This window comes from Clostridium sp. AF32-7AC (assembly GCF_003477925.1).
Classification (GTDB): Bacteria; Bacillota; Clostridia; order Lachnospirales; family Lachnospiraceae; genus Otoolea; species Otoolea fessa.
In genome coordinates, this window is sequence record NZ_QUEG01000001.1 from 716845 (window position 1) to 736217 (window position 19373).

Below are 19373 nucleotides of genomic sequence, written 5' to 3' on the forward strand. Positions count from 1 at the left end.
TATGGGAACATCTTTTGAACGGATCGGTGATGTGCCTAAATTTCAGAATTGGCTATGAAAAGTTAAAGTTATAACTTATAAAACCTCTTCGCAAACTCCAAAAACACCCCGCCTTCCTCCGCCATATACTTAACCGGCGAATACACCAGATAGAGTTTCCGGAGAAAGGCAGCTTCCCCAAGCGGAAAGAGAAGCAGTTTCCCCTGCCGTGCATCTGCCTGCACAGTTGCTTTTGAGAGAATGGAGATGCCCATTCCCAGCATGATACATTGCTTGAGGGCGGCGGCATCGTCCATCACGGCAATAACATTTAAATCATCGAGTGAAAGCCCTTTATTTTTCAGGAAATAAAGGGTTTCCTGTTTTGTGCCGGAATTATCTTCCCGGAGCAGAAACGGTTCTTTTAAGAGGGCATCCAGCGGTGATGGCATAGTCTGGTAAGCATGATAATGTGGCGTGGCGGGGGCGGCGATCACAAGCTCATCGGAGGCAAAGGGGAGAAATTCGCAGGAGGTGTCCGAGGTAGTAGTTCCGACCAGACCGATGTCGCAGATGCCGTCATCCACCTTATGTACAACGTCCAGACTGTCTGAGCAGGAGGCATAGACACGGATATCAGGATGAACTGCGTGATAAGCGCTTAAAAGTTCCGGCAGAAAATAAAGGGACGGAACGGAGGATGCGCCGATCCGAAGCTGCGGTTTCGTCTCGTTGGCGAGTTCCACGATTGCTTTCTGCTGCAGGGTCAGAATCTCCGTGGCATAGGAATATAATTTTGTCCCGGCAGGAGTCAGGGAGAGCGATTTGGTGGTGCGCTTTAAAAGCTGGGTGTGAAATTCCTCCTCCAGACTGCGGATGTGGGCGCTGACAGTCGGCTGTGAGATGTACAGCTTCTGGGCGGCAAGCGAAAAACTCTGATATTTGACGGTATACACGAAAGCTTCTAATTGGCGGATGTCCATATATTTAAAATCCTTTCTATAGATAAAATCAATTTTTAATGATTCTATGATAAAATCCAAAATTAAAATGAATAGTAGACAGGTGAAGACAATCTCTAAAGAAGAGTGTAGCTTTATTTATTGAAAATATCAATAAGTTTATAGCAAATATCAATATAAACGATTTTACCATAAAAATACAGGATGTTATACTTGTCTGCGGAAAGTATGGATAGATCCATGAAATGTACGCGCTTGAAATTTTTCATGTTTGATTTTGTGAGATGATTTTTTTGCCAGATGCACTCAAATTTCTGATATGTATTGATGAAATGCGAGTGTGGTGCGTGAAATCACCCACAATGACGAGTGTGAGAAAAACTTTAAGAGTACATGAAATAAAAAAGGAGGCAGGTATGAAAGTATTTGACAAGACATGGAAGCTGGCAGTGGCAGGCGCGCTTGTGGGTGTGCTGGCAGCATTGCTGGCGTATTTTGGAAATCCGGCCAATATGGCGATCTGTATTGCGTGCTTCGTACGTGATACGGCGGGCGCGCTGAAACTTCACTCAGCAGCACCGGTTCAGTATTTCCGTCCGGAGATTGTAGGATTTGCAGTGGGAGCATTTGCAATCTCACTGGTGACGAACGAGTATAAGGCGACAGCAGGTTCTTCACCGATGATCCGCTTTGTTCTGGGTGCGATCATGGTAATCGGCGCGCTGGTATTCTTAGGGTGTCCGCTGCGTATGGTTCTGCGTATGGCAGCCGGTGACCTGAATGCGTATGTAGCGCTGGTTGGATTTGCAGGCGGTATTGCAACCGGTTCGTTCTTCCTGAAAAAGGGATTTTCGCTGGGCAGAGCGTATGAGACGCAGAAATCAAGCGGATATGTGCTTCCGGTGCTCCTTCTGGCGCTTTTTATCATTGGAGCAGTAACAGGCGTATACGCAGCCAGCACGGAAGGACCGGGAAGCAAGCACGCACCGATTCTGATTTCCCTGGTTGCGGCTCTCCTGATTGGTGCACTGGCACAGAAGAGCCGTATGTGTTTTGCAGGCAGCATCCGTGATGTGATTCTGATGAAAAACTTTGATTTGCTCAGCATTATCGGCGCACTGTTTGCAGTCATGCTGATTTTTAACCTTGCAACTGGCAATTTCCATTTGAGCTTTTCCGGTCAGCCGATCGCGCACTCCCAGCATCTCTGGAATATTCTGGGTATGTATGCCGTTGGATTTGCAGCCGTTCTGGCTGGCGGATGCCCGCTGCGTCAGATCATTCTGGCAGGGCAGGGCTCCTCGGACAGTGCGGTAACCTTTCTGGGAATGCTGTTAGGTGCGGCACTTGCACACAATTTTAACCTGGTTGGTGCGGCAGCAAAAGCGGCAACCGAGACAGAGGCAGCCGTTTTGGGTGGTCCGGCGATGCCGGGCAAAATTGCCGTAATTGTATGTATTGCCCTGTTATTCGTGATTGTAGCGGCAAATATGAAACGTAGAAAGAAATAAAGAAAAGAGGAAACGGAAAATGTCAGATTTTGTTGAGGTAGATGTGCGGGGACTCTCCTGTCCGGAACCGGTTTTGATGGTGATGGATGCGATGGACGAACATCCGGGAAAACAGATCCGTGTGCTTGGCGATGAGGCACACACCCGGACGAATATTGAGCGCACGTTGGAGTATCATGGAAAAGAGGGGCACACCGAGGTGCTGGAAAACGGCTGTTTCACCATTACCTTTGAAGCGTGATGCTGCTCTGGAATATTAAATAGGTGGAAATGATGAGGCAGAAACGGGAATATCGGATTTTTACCTTTCACACGACGGCTGCGGCGATGGAGATGGAGGCATTCTGCCGGGAACAGGGAATCAGAGGGCGCCTGGTGCCTGTCCCACGCGAACTCTCAGCAGGCTGTGGAATTGCCTGGCGGATGGAACCGGCGGAATATGAACGGTTTCAGGGAGTGATTGCGGAGAGCCAAATTGAGATCGAGCAGAGCTGTGTGGTTATGAATTAAATAAAATGTTATGTTAGAGCAGGCATCATAGAAAAAGTATATAGGAAAAAGCGGCGGTATCGGCAGTGGCGAGACATTCAAAAAAGAATGGAGCGCTGACTGTGTGATACCGCTGCTTTTTGGCGTGTAAATCGAGGTCAGAATGAGGTCATTGAGGTCAGAAATCAAATCATGACCTCGATGACCTCATTTGTGACCTCGATGATCCCAATATTTTGAAATATTATTCTTCCGCCTTCGCCGCCTCCAGCAGCCGTGCAATCTCCCCCCGCACCAGCGAGAATGCAACCTCATTCCGTCCGCTGTTTGTAACGACATCTGCATAGGCGCGGGTCGGTTCAACAAAGAGAGCATGCATCGGTTTGACGGTGGTCAGGTACTGATCGATGATGTTTTCGATATCGCGTCAGCGCTCTTTCGTGTCACGTAAGATTCGGCGGAGAATTCGCTCATCGGCGTCGGCATCGACGAAAATGCGGATGTCGAGCAGATTGCGGAGTGCTTCGTCATAGAGAACGAGAATGCCCTCCAACAGGATAACCGGGCGCGGCTCGATGTGAATGGTCGCTTCGGCGCGGTTGTGGTTGGCGTAGTTGTAGGTTGGACAGTCGATTGCCTCCCAGTTTTTCAGTTTGTTGAGATGCTCAAGAAGCAGCTCCGTCTCAAATGCATCCGGGTGGTCGTAGTTCAGCTTTTTGCGCTGTTCAAATGGCATATCGTCGTGGGCGCGGTAGTAGTTGTCGTGGTAAAGCACGGTCACCTGATTACCAAATGCGTCTTTCAGACGGTTTGTAAAAGTGGATTTTCCTGAACCAGTTCCTCCGGCAATTCCGATGATAATAGGTGATTTTCTATTCACTGTGGTTTCCTCCATTTGTAAGTTTTATCTCAGTCGAGAAGAGTCCCACCTCTTTAGGTGGCGAGTAATAGCAAATTTGTCTCAGTGGGAGGTGGGTCTCCGACTGAGATAAACGCTCCGCGGGGATGCGCAGTGATTCTGTATGGAATATGTCAGCTTCGCTGACCAGAATCACGCGCCAAGTCTCACGGACGTTCGACTTGAAAACTGGTTCATTTTTATACAAAAACCAGTCCTTCTGTATATTCATTTTGAAATACGCCGCTGCGCTTCATCCGCACCGTCTGGTATAAATGCGAGGCGTACACCTCTTGATCCAGCAGCGCGAGCGCCGACGGGGAGAGGTTCTGGGCGGCATCTGCCATTTTAGTGATGAGGGGGATGCTGCTTTTTTTATGCAGACAGGAGAGCAGAGGGCTGCTCTGCCTGCGAAAACCGAGAATCCGTGCATAGAGTGCATAGCCCTCTTCCTTCCACCGGGAAATATCTTCCTCGCGCATACCGAGTACCAGATGCAGAAGCGCCCGGCTGACACGCGTGTAGGTAAGCTGGCGCGTCTTTAATGCCTGAATCCGTTCTTCAAAAGAGAGAGGAAAGTAAGGTGGTTTTGCAAGGCGGGCGGCAAGCTCCGGGGAGAGATCTGCGATGCGGGATATAGCCTGCGTATTGGTATCAACAAACAAAGTGCTGGAAGGCATAACGGCGTTTGTGGCAGCAATAGAACCTTTCGCTGAAGATTTCTGCATCTGTAAAACAGCCATATTTAAAAGTTCTGAAAAGTCATCCGTAAAAACGGGAAGTGCACCTGCGTATGCGGGATGCGTCATGGCTGGCAGATGAGGTATTAAAATATTAAATAAAATCTCACTTTTTGAATCAGAACCCGGTTCCTGTTTTAGTGAAGCTGGACTATCTGCTGACAGATTTTCATAGCTCTTTCGAACTATCCCGCGAATTGCCGAAGCGGATGGAAACTTTGCTTCAGACAGTGCATCCTCATGATATCCGCTTCCCTCCCGCGAAATCGTATAAAATTCCATCGGGCTGTGCAGATCTTCCGCCGCCCGCAGATATTCAATCCCAAGGATATTATTAGGGGAGTTTAAAATGGAAGACCATATATGAGAGTTCGACACATCTGTATTTGCGTGAAAATCTTCCACATTTTCAACTCTTGTCCCGCCCGCCGGTGTTTCTCCCAGCGCCTTCGCCCGTGCCTGCGGATAAGTCAGTCCCGCCTTCAACCCTTTCCGCAGCCGTTCCTGAAATTCTGCCGATTCGTGGTTCAGCGCAGAAGCAGCCTGCTTAAGGATTTCAATCTGCCCGCATTCACTGCCGAACACAACGGCATCCACACCGATCGCCGACAGAAGCGCGACTCCATAGGCGGCAAATTCATGCGCCGAAGCGGTAGAAAAAGCGACCGGCATCTCAAGTACCAGGTCGGCACCGGCGAGAAGAGCGGCTTTTGTACGACGGTACTTATCAAAGATGGCGGGTTCGCCGCGCTGGACGAAGCTGCCGCTCATCAGGACGACGCAGTAGTCTGCGCCGGTCAGTTCCCTTGCCTGCTGCATATGATACAGATGTCCGGCATGGAACGGGTTATATTCGGTAATTAAACCAACGATTTTCATAAATTTCAATCCTGTTTTTTGCATTTTTGCGAGGAATTTTGTAGCAGCCTATTTATAATAGAAATAAAAATAAAAGACTGTTGCTGTTGCGGCAGAAAAATCTGTAAAAAATAGCAGCCATTTTCTGCTTCATTTACATTATATAGTGGAAGTGCGGGAGCGTAAAGGAAAAATTATAGTGCATCTTGTTAAAAATTTAATTAATCAAAAATTTGAAAATCGCTCTTGTATACAATAAACAACTGGTATATAATGTTAGCAGTAATAGACACACACTTATGAAAGGGGTTTTATAACCATGGCATTTATTGACAAGATTAAGGAAAGAGCAAAAGCAGACAAGAAAACCATCGTTCTTCCAGAGTCAATGGACAAGAGAACATACGAGGCAGCTGAGAAAATTCTGAAAGAGGGTATCGCAAATCTGATCATCATCGGTACTCCGGAAGAGATTGAGAAAAACGGCAAAGGCTTCGACATTTCCGGTGCCACCATCGTTGACCCGTACAATGATCCGAATAAGCAGAAATACATCGACAAGTTCGTTGAATTAAGAGGCAAAAAAGGTGTTACTCCGGAAGTTGCAAAAGAGCAGATGGAGAAAGACTATATGTACTATGCTTGCCTGATGTGCAAGTGCGGCGATGCTGACGGCGCTGTATCTGGTGCATGCCATTCTACCGGCAACACCATTCGTCCGGCTCTGCAGCTTCTGAAGACCAAACCGGGTATCAGCTCTGTATCTGGCTTCTTCCTGATGGAAGTTCCGGATTGCGAGTTCGGTGAGAACGGTCTGTTCGTATTCGCTGACTGTGCAGTAAACACTGACTTCGATTCCAACAAGCTGGCTGAGATCGCTGGTCTGTCCGCAGAGAGCTTCAAGATGCTGGTTGGCGCAGAGCCGAAGGTAGCTATGCTGTCCTATTCTTCTATGGGTTCCGCTAAACATGATGATGTTACCAAGGTAGCAGATGCAGTTAAGATTGCTCATGAGAAGTTCCCGGAACTGAAACTGGATGGCGAGCTTCAGCTTGATGCAGCACTGGTTCCGTCTGTAGGCGAGGCTAAGGCACCGGGCAGCACCGTAGCTGGACATGCTAACACCTTAGTATTCCCGTCCCTGGAAGCAGGCAACATTGGTTACAAACTGGTTCAGAGACTTGCAAAAGCTGGCGCTTATGGTCCGGTTCTTCAGGGTCTGTCCATGCCGGTAAACGATCTGTCCAGAGGATGCTTCGCAGACGATATCGTAGGCGTAGTAGCTATCACAGCTGTACAGGCTCAGCAGGCATAATTAATACCAATTGGAATCAAATGGATGGAGAACTGGCACCGCGTCAGAGAATCTTAAATCCGTTTAATTAAGAATTAAAAGTGATAATTACAGTTCAGCCCGGTATTCATACATAATCCTGCAGTTCACAACAGGGCAGTGCAGACGTTTTTGCAGATGCTTCCGTGTGAACCGCATATAGAGAATACCTGCGGCTGAATTGTGATGTTATAAAGAAAGGAATCTATTACCATGAATATTTTAGTTATTAACTGCGGAAGTTCTTCCTTAAAGTATCAGTTAATCAACTCTGAGACAGAGGGCGTTCTGGCTAAGGGTCTTTGCGAGAGAATCGGCATCGACGGTATGCTGACTTACCAGCCGGAGGGCGGCGAAAAAGAGAAATCTGAGATCGCTATGCCGACCCATACAGAGGCTATCAACGCAGTTCTGGCAGCCCTGACTAACGAGAAGAGCGGCGTTATCAAGAGCCTGTCTGAGGTAGGTGCAGTTGGACATCGTGTCGTACACGGCGGCGAGAAATTTACTTCTTCCTGCTTAATCAACGACGAGTCCATGAAAGCGATCGAAGAGTGCAACGATCTGGCACCGCTTCACAACCCGGCAAACCTGATCGGTATTCGTGCCTGCCAGGAACTTATGCCAGGCGTACCGATGGTAGCTGTATTTGATACCGCTTTTCATCAGACCATGCCAGATGTCGCTTACACCTACGGTATTCCGTATGAATACTATGAGAAATACAAAGTTAGACGTTACGGCTTCCATGGTACTTCCCACAGCTACGTATCTAAGAGAACCGCTGAGATCGTTGGAAAACCGTATGATCAGATGAAGATCATCGTTTGCCACCTGGGTAACGGCGCCAGCATCTCCGCTGTAAACTGCGGCAAATCTGTAGACACCAGCATGGGTCTGACTCCACTGGAAGGTCTGGTTATGGGTACACGTTCTGGTGACCTCGATCCGGCTATCATCGATTTCGTAGGTAAAAAAGAAGGTCTGTCCCTGGATGAGATGAACGAAGTCCTGAATAAGAAATCCGGTATGCTCGGTATCTCCGGCGTATCCAGCGATGGTCGTGATCTGGAAGCAGCAGCTGAGACTGGCAACAAGAGAGCACAGCTGGCTCTGGACGTATTCGACTACCGCGTAATCAAATATATCGGTGCATACGCAGCAGCTATGAACGGTGTAGATGCAATCGCATTTACCGCTGGTATCGGCGAGAACAACATCAAGATGAGAAAAGATGTTTGCAGCAGCCTGACCTACTTAGGCGTTAAACTGGATGAGGAGAAGAACAACGTAAGAGGTGAGGAGAGAATCATCTCTGCTGACGACTCCAAGGTTCAGGTTCTCCTGGTTCCGACCAACGAAGAGCTGGCTATCGCCCGCGAGACTCTTGCACTGGTAAAATAATTAAATATGAATTAAAATTTGCAAAAATATGTAAAATTAATCATTGACAAACGCGCTCGACCTTTGTATAATATCAAAGTGCGTATTAGGAGATTAGTATGCTGATTCATTTATCGGAACTTTTTAACTGTGAAGGTAGAAAGAAAGTCTATACAGTCGAGACTGCGCTGGACTCTGTTGATTTTGACGGAGAGACGTTTCAGATTGAGAAGGCTGAGCCTTTTGAACTGGAACTGACGGCTAAGACACGGCATAAGTATACGATGAGTGGTCATGCGACGCTGACGGTGGGAGGTCACTGTGCGCGTTGTCTGGAGCCAGTATCTTTCGACTGCGAACTGGATTTTGGACGAGAGTTTGAGGTGCAGGACGGTCAGGAGGAGAGTTTAGATGATGAACCCTTTATGAAGGGGTACAATCTGGATGTAGACCAGTTGGTTTGCAACGAACTGCTACTGAGCTTGCCTATGAAAGTCCTGTGCAGAGAAGACTGCAAGGGGATTTGCAATAGATGTGGTACAAATCTTAATCTTCGGACTTGTACCTGTGACACTAGGTCGCTCGATCCAAGGATGTCGGTTATCCAGGAGATATTCAATGAATTTAAGGAGGTGTAACCATGTCTATCTGTCCTAAGAACAAATCTTCCAAAGCAAGAAGAGACAGCCGCAGAGCTAACTGGAAAATGAGTGCTCCGAACTTAGTAAAGTGCAGCAAGTGCGGTGCTCTGATGATGCCTCACAGAGTGTGCAAAGCTTGCGGAAGCTACAACAAGAAAGAAATCGTTAAAGTAGAAGACTAATTCAATACTTTAATATCAGGGGTTAGGTCGTAAAGACCTAACCCTTATGTACAAGTCGATATCCTACTTACATAATATGTATTAGGGATAAGGGCGCAAGAGCACTTTGATTGCTTTTGTAGTTGTAAAATATCTTTCATTTTCTTATTTAAATGAGTTGCAAGTTGTTTTTAGCGGAATGGTTTTATTTTTTTTATCATACAAACCTACTAAAACAGTCGGAAAGATGGATTTAACACATTACTCCCACAAAGAAAATGAAATGAAAACAGACGGAGGAGTTATGACAAACGAAACGAAGAAGTATGCGGAAACGTATGGAGGAATGGCAGGAGCAGTTCTCCCGCTGATTATCATGATGGGAACGATGATCTTCATGGTTGCCTTTGGAATGCGTTCTACCAAAAATTTTTGGTCGGCTGGTTATTTTGCTGTTTTGGCTGGATTTCTTGTATATAAGGATAAGAAAGCATTTCAGAAAGCGCTGATCGACGGCGTGCGCGACAATATTTTTGCATTTATGATCGCCTGTTTCTTATTTGCGGGCGTGATGTCGAAGATTCTGACAGCGTCGCATCTGATCGAAGCGCTTTTATATGTAATGACAAAGATCAACATGTCACCGGCACTGATGCCGATCATCTGTTTCTTTATCTGTGTGGTGCTTTCCAGTGCAACCGGCAGTGCGGCGGGTGCGTTAAATACAGCCGGACCTCTTCTGATTCCGCTTTCCGTCGGAATGGGCTGTAATGTCAACCTGATCTGCGGTGCGATTCTGGCAGGCAGCTGTTTCGGTGATAACCTCGCACCGATCTCGGACACGACGATTGCATCCTCTCTGTCCCAGGAAGTCGATGTCATGAAGGTTGTCCGTTCCCGTTTTAAATATGCACTGATCGCAGGTGCCATTTCTGTGGTTGGCTATCTGGTATTTGGCTTTATGGATGCTGGAAATGGTGTTTCTGCTGAGATGGCGGCGGTTGACGCAACCTACGCTTCCAGCATTGTATTCCTGATTATCCCGGTTCTGGTGGTTGTGCTGATGCTGCGTGGCAGCGGACTCTTTACCTCTCTGTTAGTCAGTGAGATGGCTGGTTTTGTTTTACTCTTCACATTTGGTTATCTGACACCGTCAGAGCTGGTTGCGAAAGATGGTCTGATTGCGAATGCGTTTGACGGTATGTTAAGTTCCATCATTTTTATCCTGTTTATCTTCGTTATGGTCAGCCTGATCAGCGAGGCAGGTGTGCTGGATGCGATTCTTGTACGGATGCGTAAATATGCGAAATCTGAGAAGTCGGCAGAAATTGCAGCCGGTGCGATGGTCAGCGTCATGGGTATCGTCATCAGCAGCGGTACTTCCGCCATTTCTTTCTGTGGCCCGATCATCCGCAAGCTGCTCCGCCCATTCAAGATTGACCGTGCCCGTGCGGCTAACTTCCTGGATGGTCTTGGATGTGGCGTCGGCTATCTGGTTCCGACAAACCCGGGGTGCCTGAACCTGGCGGCAATCGCGGTTGCCAGCGGCGTTGTGTCCGAGGGCTATAACGCGGTATCTTTTGTCGGCTACAACTTCCACAGCATGGCGCTGACGCTGGTTTTCTGGTTTGCAATTCTCTCTGGATGGGGAATGAAGCATGAGTCAGACGAAGAGCTGGCGGCAGATGGAATCGTGATTGAAGACGGCAATTCTGGGAAATAAAAAAGAATAGATTTTTGGCGTACATACATGACAGACGATAAAAAAGAATTTATAATAGAGTCTGTGTGAGAAAAAGAACAACTGTGCTATATCACCTGCATTGAAGCCGATTGTATATGGGAAAATCAGGTATATAGCATGCTTGCTATAGAAGAGAGGTTCAAATACGTGGGAACAGCAGAAAAATATTTAGATGCTGCGAAGGCAGCCATGAATTTTATCAACACAAGAAAGAGAACGGATGAGGAAGGCATCTACTGGACGCTTGCAGATGCGGCGGCGGGAAAACCGAGCTATTATGACGAAATATGCGTGTACGCAGGTGCTTCGGGCATTATCTGTTTTCTTCTGTCTCTGTATGAAGATACGCAGGATGCGGCATATCTGGATGAGGCGAGAGAAGCGGGCTGTTATCTGGAATACCGTTGGAGAAAGAGACGCGAACTGAAACGCAATTTCTCCCCGTATGCATTTTCAACCGGATGGGGCGGCGCCTCGTTTGCCTTGCTTCAGATGTATCTTGTAACGAAGGATGAACATTACCGCGCGCTGGTAGAGGAGATTCTCGACCAGGCGGTTCGGGATGCAATCCCGGTCAAAAAAGGCGAGGGCTATTACTGGTCCACATATCCGGGCATCGTCGGAACCGCGGGAACCATTCTCGTTATCTTAAATGCGGCTGAGAAATTGGGACGCGAGGACTGGAAGGAGTTTGCAGTCAAAGCAGGACGCTATTTTCTGACAAGAGGACGCGATATGGGAAATGGAATGATCTGCTACACGGGCGTCGATCCGACCTACTTTGGCGCTGGAAAAGATTATATCGACCCGAATTTCCCGATGGGAACCGGCGGAATCGGATTCCTGATGCTGAAGCTTTACGAAGTCAGCGGAAAGAAGGAATTTCTGGATGCGGTCAAGGGCGTGCCGGAGTATATGGACACGGTGGCAGTCAAGATGCGCGCTGGAAAATTGCTTCCGCATGCGCTCCCGGATCGTCCGGATCTCTTTTATCTGGGCTACTGCCACGGACCGGCAGGAACCAACCGTTTCTACTATGAGCTGTACAAATTCAGCGGCGATGTGAAATACCGCCATGAGATCGAGGAGCTTGTCAAAGGACTTGAGGCGACCGGTGCACCGGAGAAACGTTCGGCTGGATACTGGAATACGGAAAATATCTGCTGCGGAACCGCAGGTCTCTTAAATATGTACCTGGGGCTCTGGGCGGCATTTGGCGAAGAGCATGATCTGGAGTATGCGAGACGCTGTGCAAAGGTGCTGATGGATACGGCGGTCTTCGAAGATGGTGCGGACGGCGGACAGGCAAGCTGGAAATTTGCGCTTGATCGCGTAGCACCGGAACGCCTGAGCACGCCGATTGGTTTCCTCGACGGTGCGGCAGGTATCGGTTCGGTTCTCCTTCAGATGGCGCGGGCAGAGCGCGGCGATTTCCATACGGTAAGAGCGGTGGATGATCCGTTCCCGGAGAGAAAGTTAGAGAAGTAAAATGGCTGTTCAGGCAGAGGTGCTGTTTGTGGGCGGTATATTTGAATGTGTTTGAAATAAAAAGTGCTGTAAGATAGTTGCTGTTCACGTATGCGTGTATAGTAACTGAGATACTATGTAGATGGCGGTGTTGTATGCAAAAAGGTGTACAATACCGCTATTTTTTGTTAATATAGAGAAGAAGAAAAAAGAGGGATAATATTTTATAAATATCACGTTAGGAGGTTTTACATATGAAAAGGGGAAAATATTTACTTTTGACCGTCACAGCTGCCGCGCTTCTGGCGGCGATCCCATTTCAGGCATTTGCGTCGAAGGATACGGAGGACCGCAGCCCGGTTGGCTCGATCGGCTTAAATGTTTCGTCCTCGATCCATGTCGGTGATGAGAGTTCAGATGTGGATGTTTCGCTCGATTTCGGTGATTGCGATATTTCCAATGTTGATGTGATCAACGAGCCGTCCGGTAAATGGGTGGACAAGGATAAGCCAAAGCTGGAGGTTACTCTGGAGGCGGACGATGATTATTATTTTAAATCCGGTTATGCGAAAAAGAATGTAACTCTGAGCGGTGACAGTGCGACGGTTACCTCCATCAAGCGCAAGGGCGATGAGGAACTCCGGGTCGTGATCACCCTGAAAGCTTTAAAAGGAACCTCCAGTGATTACAGACTGGATGTAGATGAGGCAGAGTGGGATCAGATGGATGGCGTTGCAGAGTGGAACGGCAGTGAGGATGCGAAATACTATGAGCTGCGCGTTTACCGGGATGAGAAATTTTTAAGTACGGTAAAACCGGGAAAAGAAACGAAATACAATCTTGGACGTTATCTTACGCAGGCGGGAACCTACACGTTTGATGTGCGCGCGGTTTACAGCGATTCACGGCACGGCGAATGGCAGACATCGGATTCCTTCACAATCACGGCGGAGCAGGCGCAGGAAATTCAGAAGACGCTTGTCTTCAAAGAAGCAGGCAGCGGTCCGGCAGCCGGTGCGTGGGAACAGGATACGCTTGGCTATAAGTACCGCAATTCCGATGGAAGCTATGTGACCAATAACTGGCAGCAGATCGGCGGTGTGTGGTATTTCTTCGATGAAAATGCATATTGCAAGACGAATACCTGGGTGTTCTGGAATGGAAAATGGTATTATCTGGATGTAAACGGCGCGATGTTAGTTAATACGACGACGCCGGACGGCAAGCAGGTCGGGGAAGATGGGGCGCTTCTGTAAAATTTTTAAGAAACAATTTTGATGAAAATCCGTCAGGGAAGATGGAGACAGAATTGTAAAATAGATGTGAGAAGAGGCAGATTGCACGGAATATGCGGTCTGTCTCTTTTACATTTAAAAACAGAGAAAAATAAAGAGAATATTTGCAAACAGAACGATGGGTAGAATGAAAACACATACATGAAAAGAGTGCTGAAGAACAAGCTGACAGTTATTTCTGATGAAATAAAAAAAATAACAAAAAGTATACTTGCATATTGTGAAATAAGTAGTAAGATAGAGGTGGTATCTCATGACTGCCTATTTTTTAACAATCTAGGGGAAGGGGCGGTCTGAGAAGAGACTGCAAGGGGTTCTAAGCCAGTATGGAGGATGGCAGAAAAAGGACTGACAAAGGAGGGGCACAAAGATGGCAGCACAAATTTTGGCTGTGATTATTTTTATTGTAATGTTTGGACTTATCATCTGGGATCACATTGAGAGGCATATCGTATCGCTCGGATGCGGGCTTCTGACGCTGGTGCTGGTGTTTGGCGTCTGTATGCACAGTGAGGCGGCAGCGGCGGAGACGCTGAGCCTGCACAGCTTCATGGTTCCGAACTTCTGGTTTCAGACCGAGGCGGCGGCAGAGTCCTCGAGCGGCATCAACTGGGCGACGATTCTTTTTATTGCCGGTATGATGCTGATGGTGGAGGGCATGGAGCGCGCGGGATTTTTCCGGTGGCTGTGCCTGACAATCGCCAAGGCGGTACATTATAAGACGATCCCGATTTTTATTTCATTTATGCTGATGTCGGCGTTTCTGGCGATGTTTATCGACAGTATTACCGTTATTCTTTTTTTGGCAGCGGTCACGGTAGAGCTGGCGCATCTTCTGCATTTTGATCCGATTCCGATGATTATTTCAGAGATCTTCTGTTCGAATCTGGGCGGCTCTGCGACGATGTGCGGCGATCCGCCGAATATCATCATCGGAACCTCGCTCGGATATTCATTTAAAGATTTTTTCTTAAATACAGGTATGATGGCGGGTGTTTCGCTGATTTTTATCGTGCTGTTTTTCTATTTTTCCTTTAGGAAAGAATTAAAGGCGAGTGAAAAGCATGACGAAGCGGTTACATATCCATCCCCACAGGAGGCGATCGCGGATCGGAAACGGTTTGCGGTCAGCGTGGTGATCTTTGCGGCGGCGATCGTGATGCTGGTGACGCATGCACAGACGGGACTGACAGTTGCGACGATCGGCGTATTTATCGGTGCTTTTTCGCTGCTGGCATCCGGCGGTGAGGCGCTCAGCATGATTAAGAAGCTTGACTATAAGACGCTGCTATTCTTCATTGGTCTTTTTGTCGTGGTCGGCGGCATGGAGCAGACGGGCGTCCTAAATTCTTTAGCAGGGATCATTGACGCAGTCAGTGGAAATAATGTAAAATGGGTAGTAGCGATTGTGCTGTGGCTGTCGGCGCTTGCGAGTGCATTTGTGGACAATATCCCATTTGCGGCGACGATGATCCCGGTTATCCGGAGTCTGGCGCAGGCAGGCGGCATGGATCTCTCGGTTCTGGCGTGGGCGCTTTCGATGGGTACGGATATTGGCGGCTGCGGAACTCCGATCGGAGCCTCGGCAAACGTAGTTGGTATCTCAGTGGCAGCGAAAAACGGACATTTTATCGGCTGGGGGAAATATTGCCGGTATGCAGCTCCGGCGACGGTGCTGGTAATCCTGATTTCCATGGTTTGTATATATGTGAGATACTTTTAAGGGGGCTTTTATATGGAGGAGAGGAAAAATAGAGTGATCATCTCGGTCAGCAGACAGTTTGGCAGCGGCGGACACAAGATAGCGGAAGCACTGGCAGAGCATTTTGAACTTCCGATTTATGATCATAGGATGCTGGACAGTATTGCCAAGGAAAAGGGTGTGGATCCGCGTGTGCTGGAAAAATACGACGAGAAGCCGCTAAACCGTTTTCTGGCGCGCAATGTCAGCGGATTTTCAAGCTCTCTGGAGAACAATCTGGCGCAGATGCAGTTCAGTTACCTGAAAGACAAGGCCGATTCGGGGGAATCATTTGTGGTAGTTGGACGGTGTGCGGAGACGGTTTTAAAGGAATATGACGGACTGATCACGATCTTTGTGCTGGGCGATGAGGAAACACGGGTGAAGAGAATTGAGCAGCTGCACGGACTTTCAGAGGACGAGGCGAAACGTCTGGTAAAGACGAAGGACTGGCGGCGGAAATCCTACCACAACTGTTACAGCCGCGGACGCTGGGGAGATTCCAGAAATTATGACCTTTCGATCAACAGCAGCCGGCTGGGAATTGAGGGAACGACGAAGATGCTGGAGGAGTATGTGCAGGCGCGGATGGACGCGATGCAGAAATAAAATAATAGAGATATCGAAGGAAAAGAGAAAGGGGAACGTGTGCATAGGCGGCGCACGTCCCCCTTTTCCTGCCGAGGTGTTATACTGTTACTGTTCCCGGGTAGGTACTTTTGGAAGCGAAAGTGCCGTAAGAAAACGTGGTGGCAGCAGGAATTGACCGTATTTAAATGCGAAGCCACGGCAAATTCCGTTACTGGGCACGTATGTGTGAACAGTAACGTTATACTAAAAAATATGGAATTAGATAGAAAAATCGTATTTGCTATCTGTTCGATCTTGTTTTATAGTATATAAGATATTTAATAGGAGTTTGATGATATATGACAGAGTTAAAAAAAGAAAAAAAGACCGGTCTCGTTCTGGAGGGCGGCGGGATGCGCGGTATTTACACAGCGGGCGTCCTGGATGTGTTTTTGGATCATGATATTTCATTTGACGGCGTGATCGGCGTCTCGGCGGGGGCAGTGCATGGGGCTTCGTTTGTGTCGGGGCAGAAGGATCGGAGCATCCGCTATTATAAAAAATACTGCAATGACAAGCGTTTTATGAGCTTTAAAAACTGGCTGCGGACGGGAAATCTGGTGGACGAGCAGTTCTGCTTCCATGATATACCGGAACGGCTGGATCCGTATGATTACGAGGCATTTGACCGGGGAAATACACGGTTTTATGTGGCATGCAGCAATGTGGAGACAGGGAAAGCAGAGTATCTGGAGATCAAAGATATGTTCAAAGATGTCGAATATTTCCGTGCGACGGCATCCCTTCCGTATGTGTCCCATATGGTCGAGGTTGGTGGAATGAAGCTTCTGGACGGCGGCTGCACGGACAGCATTCCGTTGCGTGCCTTCGCTAAGATGGGGTATAAAAAATGCGTCGTTGTGCTGACCCGTCCGGCGGGCTACCGTAAGAAACCAGGCAATTTCTGGCTGCCGGAGGCGGCATATCACAAATATCCGGCGTTCGTGAGGGCGCTTCGCAGCCGCTATTATTTCTATAATAAGACAGTGGAATGGATCGATCGCCTCGAACAAGAGGGAAAAATTTTTGTTATCCGTCCGAGCGTGGCGCTTCCAATCGGCAGGACCGAACATAGTGTTGAAAAATTGCAGGAGACGTATGATATCGGCAGGAAGGATGCTGCCAATCAGATGCATGCAATGGAAAATTGGTTCAAATCTTATTGATTTATAGATTGATCTCTAGTATAGTAAAGATTGATGTAATGTGGCTGTGGACAATAAAAAGCGGGACAGCTGCAGCGTGACGATGAAAGAGCGATTCGTTCGGACCACATATGCCGCAGTGGCGGAAGACAGGTTTGGTATGTGTATCGCTATAAATATAGAAGGAGAAGAGGCAATGGTTAAGATAGCAGTAGATGCCATGGGGGGCGACAACGCACCGGGTGAGATCGTGGCAGGTGCCGTGATGGCAGCCCAGTCGAGGGAAGATATTCAGATTTTCCTGATCGGCAAGGAAGAAGTCGTATCAGAAGAATTAAAAAAGCATACATATAAGAAAGAACAGATCGAGGTTGTCAATGCGACTGAGGTCATCGAGACGGAGGAACCGCCGGTCAATGCGATCCGCACGAAGAAAGATTCGTCCATCGTGGTCGGCATGAATATGGTCCGCAGGGGTGAGGCGGATGCATTCTGTTCCGCGGGCAGCTCCGGCGCGATTCTGGTCGGCGGACAGGTGATCGTCGGCAGAATCAAGGGCGTTGAACGTCCGCCACTGGCTCCATTGATTCCGACAGAAAAGGGCGTGTCCCTGCTGATCGACTGCGGCGCCAATGTCGATGCAAGACCGTCCCATCTGGTACAGTTTGCAAAGATGGGATCCATCTACATGGAACACGTGGTTGGAATCAAGAATCCGCGTGTGGCGATCGTCAACATCGGTGCGGAGGAAGAGAAGGGCAATGCTCTGGTGAAAGAGACATTCCCGCTCTTAAAAGAATGTAAGGACATCAATTTCATCGGCAGCATCGAGGCACGCGAGATTCCGCACGGCGGCGCGGATGTCATCGTTTCCGAGGCATTTGTCGGAAATGTCATCCTGAAACTCTATGAGGGTGTCGGTGCAACCCTGATTTCCATGGTAAAACAGGGCATGATGACGAGCCTGCGCTCAAAGATCGGCGCATTGCTTGTAAAACCGGCGTTGAAGACGACGCTCAAAGCATTCGATGCGAGCCAGTACGGCGGCGCACCGCTTCTGGGATTGAAGGGGCTGGTTGTCAAGACGCACGGAAATTCCAAGCGCATCGAGGTGTGCAATTCGATTCTTCAGTGTGTGACCTTTAAAGAGCAGGCGATTAATGAAAAGATCAAGGAAAGTCTGTGAAACTTTCGTGAAATTATAAAATGTAGCGAAAAAACGATATGTTTTTAATCAATCTAGAATTCTAAATATTTTAAAATAAGTTCATAGAAAGGAAGAAAATTATGGAATTTGAAAAATTACAGAACATTATCGCGGAGGTACTGAATGTTGAAGCAGATGAAATTACGTTAAATACGACGTTTGTGGATGATCTGGGCGCAGATTCGCTGGATATTTTTCAGATTATCATGGGAATCGAGGAGGCGTTTGATATCGAAATTCCGACTGAGGAGGCAGAAAAGATTGTATCTGTGGGCGACGCAGTAGAGCAGATCAAGAACGCACTGAACTAATTCAATGTTTGTTAAAAAGTTATAGAGAAGTCTGTCAGGCAAAGGGGCTGGGCGGGCTGCCGAAGGGCAGGATCGCGACAGCTCCTTTCCAAAAAGAACGGATGTTTGACTCTGGCTCACAGACACAAATAGCAATGATTGCCGGAATCAGTCAGCAGCAGGACAGGCTGGAAAGAGAGAAATATATGGAGTATACATTAAATAAATTGGAAAAACGGATTGGCTATTCGTTTCAGGACAAGAAGCTTCTGGAACATGCGATGATACACAGTTCGTATGCCAATGAGCACCATCTTGGAAAACTGGGATGCAACGAGCGTCTTGAATTTTTAGGCGACGCGGTGCTGGAAGTGGTATCGAGTGATTTCCTGTTCCGCACGTTTCCGGAGATGCCGGAGGGCGATATGACAAAGACACGTGCGAGTCTGGTCTGCGAGCCGACGCTTGCATTCTGCGCACAGGAGATCGATCTGGGTGGATTTTTGCTGCTTGGAAAAGGCGAGGATGCGACCGGCGGACGGGGGCGCGATTCGGTGGTGTCGGATGCGATGGAGGCACTGATCGGTGCGATTTATCTGGACGGTGGTTTTGCTAATGCAAAAGAGTTTATTCATCGATTTATTCTGAACGATATGGAACACAAAAAGCTCTTTTATGATAGCAAGACTATCTTGCAGGAGATTGTGCAGGGACATACGGACGAGACACTTACATACGTTCTTCTGAAAGAAGAAGGACCGGATCACAACAAGAGCTTCGAAGTGTCCGCGATGCTGGACGGTCAGGAGATCGGCCGCGGCATCGGACGGACGAAAAAATCAGCGGAACAGCGTGCGGCGTACCGTGGGATCCTCACTATCAGAAAACCGCAGGAGTAG

At 48.1% G+C, this 19373-nt stretch carries 20 protein-coding genes; 16 read left to right on the top strand and 4 right to left on the bottom strand.

All coding sequences use genetic code 11. The features are described from left to right. Nucleotides 1-68 precede the first annotated feature (68 nt). Entirely contained in the window at nt 69-962 is an 894-nt protein-coding gene (locus DWZ45_RS03275) for a selenium metabolism-associated LysR family transcriptional regulator (protein ID WP_147353094.1), read from the bottom strand. A gap of 341 nt (nt 963-1303) precedes the next feature. Between DWZ45_RS03275 and yedE the strand changes: the two genes are divergently transcribed. Genes yedE through DWZ45_RS03290 form a run of 3 tightly spaced genes read left to right on the top strand, consistent with a single transcriptional unit; the run spans nt 1304 to nt 2962 of the window. After that, complete coding sequence (gene yedE / locus DWZ45_RS03280; protein WP_338126562.1) at nt 1304-2452, top strand: YedE family putative selenium transporter; 1149 nt, start codon at nt 1304-1306, stop codon at nt 2450-2452. A gap of 19 nt (nt 2453-2471) precedes the next feature. Continuing rightward, complete coding sequence (locus tag DWZ45_RS03285; RefSeq protein WP_106999760.1) at nt 2472-2693, top strand: sulfurtransferase TusA family protein; 222 nt, start codon at nt 2472-2474, stop codon at nt 2691-2693. A 32-nt stretch (nt 2694-2725) separates the two neighbouring features. After that, nucleotides 2726-2962 carry a DUF3343 domain-containing protein gene (locus DWZ45_RS03290; RefSeq protein WP_106999761.1) on the top strand — a complete coding sequence of 79 codons (237 nt, stop codon included), beginning with the start codon at nt 2726-2728 and terminating at the stop codon, nt 2960-2962. Nucleotides 2963-3185: 223 nt separating this feature from the next. On the opposite strand, the gene DWZ45_RS14800 is transcribed toward DWZ45_RS03290, so the two are convergent. The 3 genes from DWZ45_RS14800 to DWZ45_RS03300 form a co-directional block, all read right to left on the bottom strand. Then, nucleotides 3186-3320, bottom strand: coding sequence for a hypothetical protein (locus DWZ45_RS14800; protein WP_338126560.1), 135 nt, complete (start codon nt 3318-3320; stop codon nt 3186-3188). Nucleotides 3321-3368: 48 nt separating this feature from the next. Continuing rightward, nucleotides 3369-3821: a uridine kinase gene (udk, locus tag DWZ45_RS03295; protein ID WP_338126561.1), complete on the bottom strand. Its 453-nt coding sequence runs from the start codon at nt 3819-3821 to the stop codon at nt 3369-3371. 218 nt (nt 3822-4039) lie between these two features. After that, on the bottom strand, nt 4040-5458 hold the full coding sequence (locus tag DWZ45_RS03300) for a nucleotidyltransferase family protein (protein WP_118467588.1): 1419 nt from the start codon (nt 5456-5458) through the stop codon (nt 4040-4042). 298 nt (nt 5459-5756) lie between these two features. On the opposite strand from DWZ45_RS03300, the gene pta reads away from it, so the two are divergent. The 13 genes from pta (at nt 5757) to rnc (ending at nt 19373) form a co-directional block, all read left to right on the top strand. Beyond that, on the top strand, nt 5757-6752 hold the full coding sequence (gene pta, locus DWZ45_RS03305; RefSeq protein WP_117795259.1) for a phosphate acetyltransferase: 996 nt from the start codon (nt 5757-5759) through the stop codon (nt 6750-6752). Between the two features lie 231 nt (nt 6753-6983). Further along, nucleotides 6984-8174 (top strand): acetate kinase, encoded by a 1191-nt coding sequence (locus DWZ45_RS03310; RefSeq protein ID WP_022360442.1) that lies wholly within the window; start codon nt 6984-6986, stop codon nt 8172-8174. 98 nt (nt 8175-8272) lie between these two features. Beyond that, nucleotides 8273-8791, top strand: coding sequence for a DUF177 domain-containing protein (locus DWZ45_RS03315; protein ID WP_022360443.1), 519 nt, complete (start codon nt 8273-8275; stop codon nt 8789-8791). Nucleotides 8792-8793: 2 nt separating this feature from the next. Then, a complete protein-coding gene (rpmF, locus tag DWZ45_RS03320) occupies nt 8794-8976 on the top strand; it encodes a 50S ribosomal protein L32 (protein WP_003499726.1) in 183 nt (60 codons plus the stop codon). A 283-nt stretch (nt 8977-9259) separates the two neighbouring features. Continuing rightward, on the top strand, nt 9260-10678 hold the full coding sequence (locus DWZ45_RS03325) for a Na+/H+ antiporter NhaC family protein (RefSeq protein WP_182426621.1): 1419 nt from the start codon (nt 9260-9262) through the stop codon (nt 10676-10678). Between the two features lie 168 nt (nt 10679-10846). Beyond that, a complete protein-coding gene (locus tag DWZ45_RS03330; protein WP_182426622.1) occupies nt 10847-12187 on the top strand; it encodes a lanthionine synthetase LanC family protein in 1341 nt (446 codons plus the stop codon). Between the two features lie 233 nt (nt 12188-12420). Continuing rightward, a complete protein-coding gene (locus tag DWZ45_RS03335) occupies nt 12421-13422 on the top strand; it encodes a hypothetical protein (protein ID WP_118467594.1) in 1002 nt (333 codons plus the stop codon). A gap of 409 nt (nt 13423-13831) precedes the next feature. Then, nucleotides 13832-15184, top strand: a complete 1353-nt coding sequence (locus DWZ45_RS03340; RefSeq protein WP_118467596.1) for an SLC13 family permease — start codon at nt 13832-13834, stop codon at nt 15182-15184. Between the two features lie 12 nt (nt 15185-15196). After that, nucleotides 15197-15811 (top strand): cytidylate kinase-like family protein, encoded by a 615-nt coding sequence (locus DWZ45_RS03345; protein WP_118293659.1) that lies wholly within the window; start codon nt 15197-15199, stop codon nt 15809-15811. Between the two features lie 320 nt (nt 15812-16131). Beyond that, nucleotides 16132-16998, top strand: coding sequence for a patatin family protein (locus tag DWZ45_RS03350; RefSeq protein WP_118467598.1), 867 nt, complete (start codon nt 16132-16134; stop codon nt 16996-16998). Between the two features lie 175 nt (nt 16999-17173). Further along, entirely contained in the window at nt 17174-18163 is a 990-nt protein-coding gene (gene plsX, locus DWZ45_RS03355; protein WP_106999768.1) for a phosphate acyltransferase PlsX, read from the top strand. Between the two features lie 101 nt (nt 18164-18264). After that, complete coding sequence (acpP, locus tag DWZ45_RS03360) at nt 18265-18495, top strand: acyl carrier protein (RefSeq protein ID WP_106999769.1); 231 nt, start codon at nt 18265-18267, stop codon at nt 18493-18495. Nucleotides 18496-18680: 185 nt separating this feature from the next. Further along, the gene (gene rnc, locus DWZ45_RS03365) at nt 18681-19373 is read left to right on the top strand and encodes a ribonuclease III (protein ID WP_107000387.1); all 693 of its coding nucleotides are present in this window, start codon (nt 18681-18683) and stop codon (nt 19371-19373) included.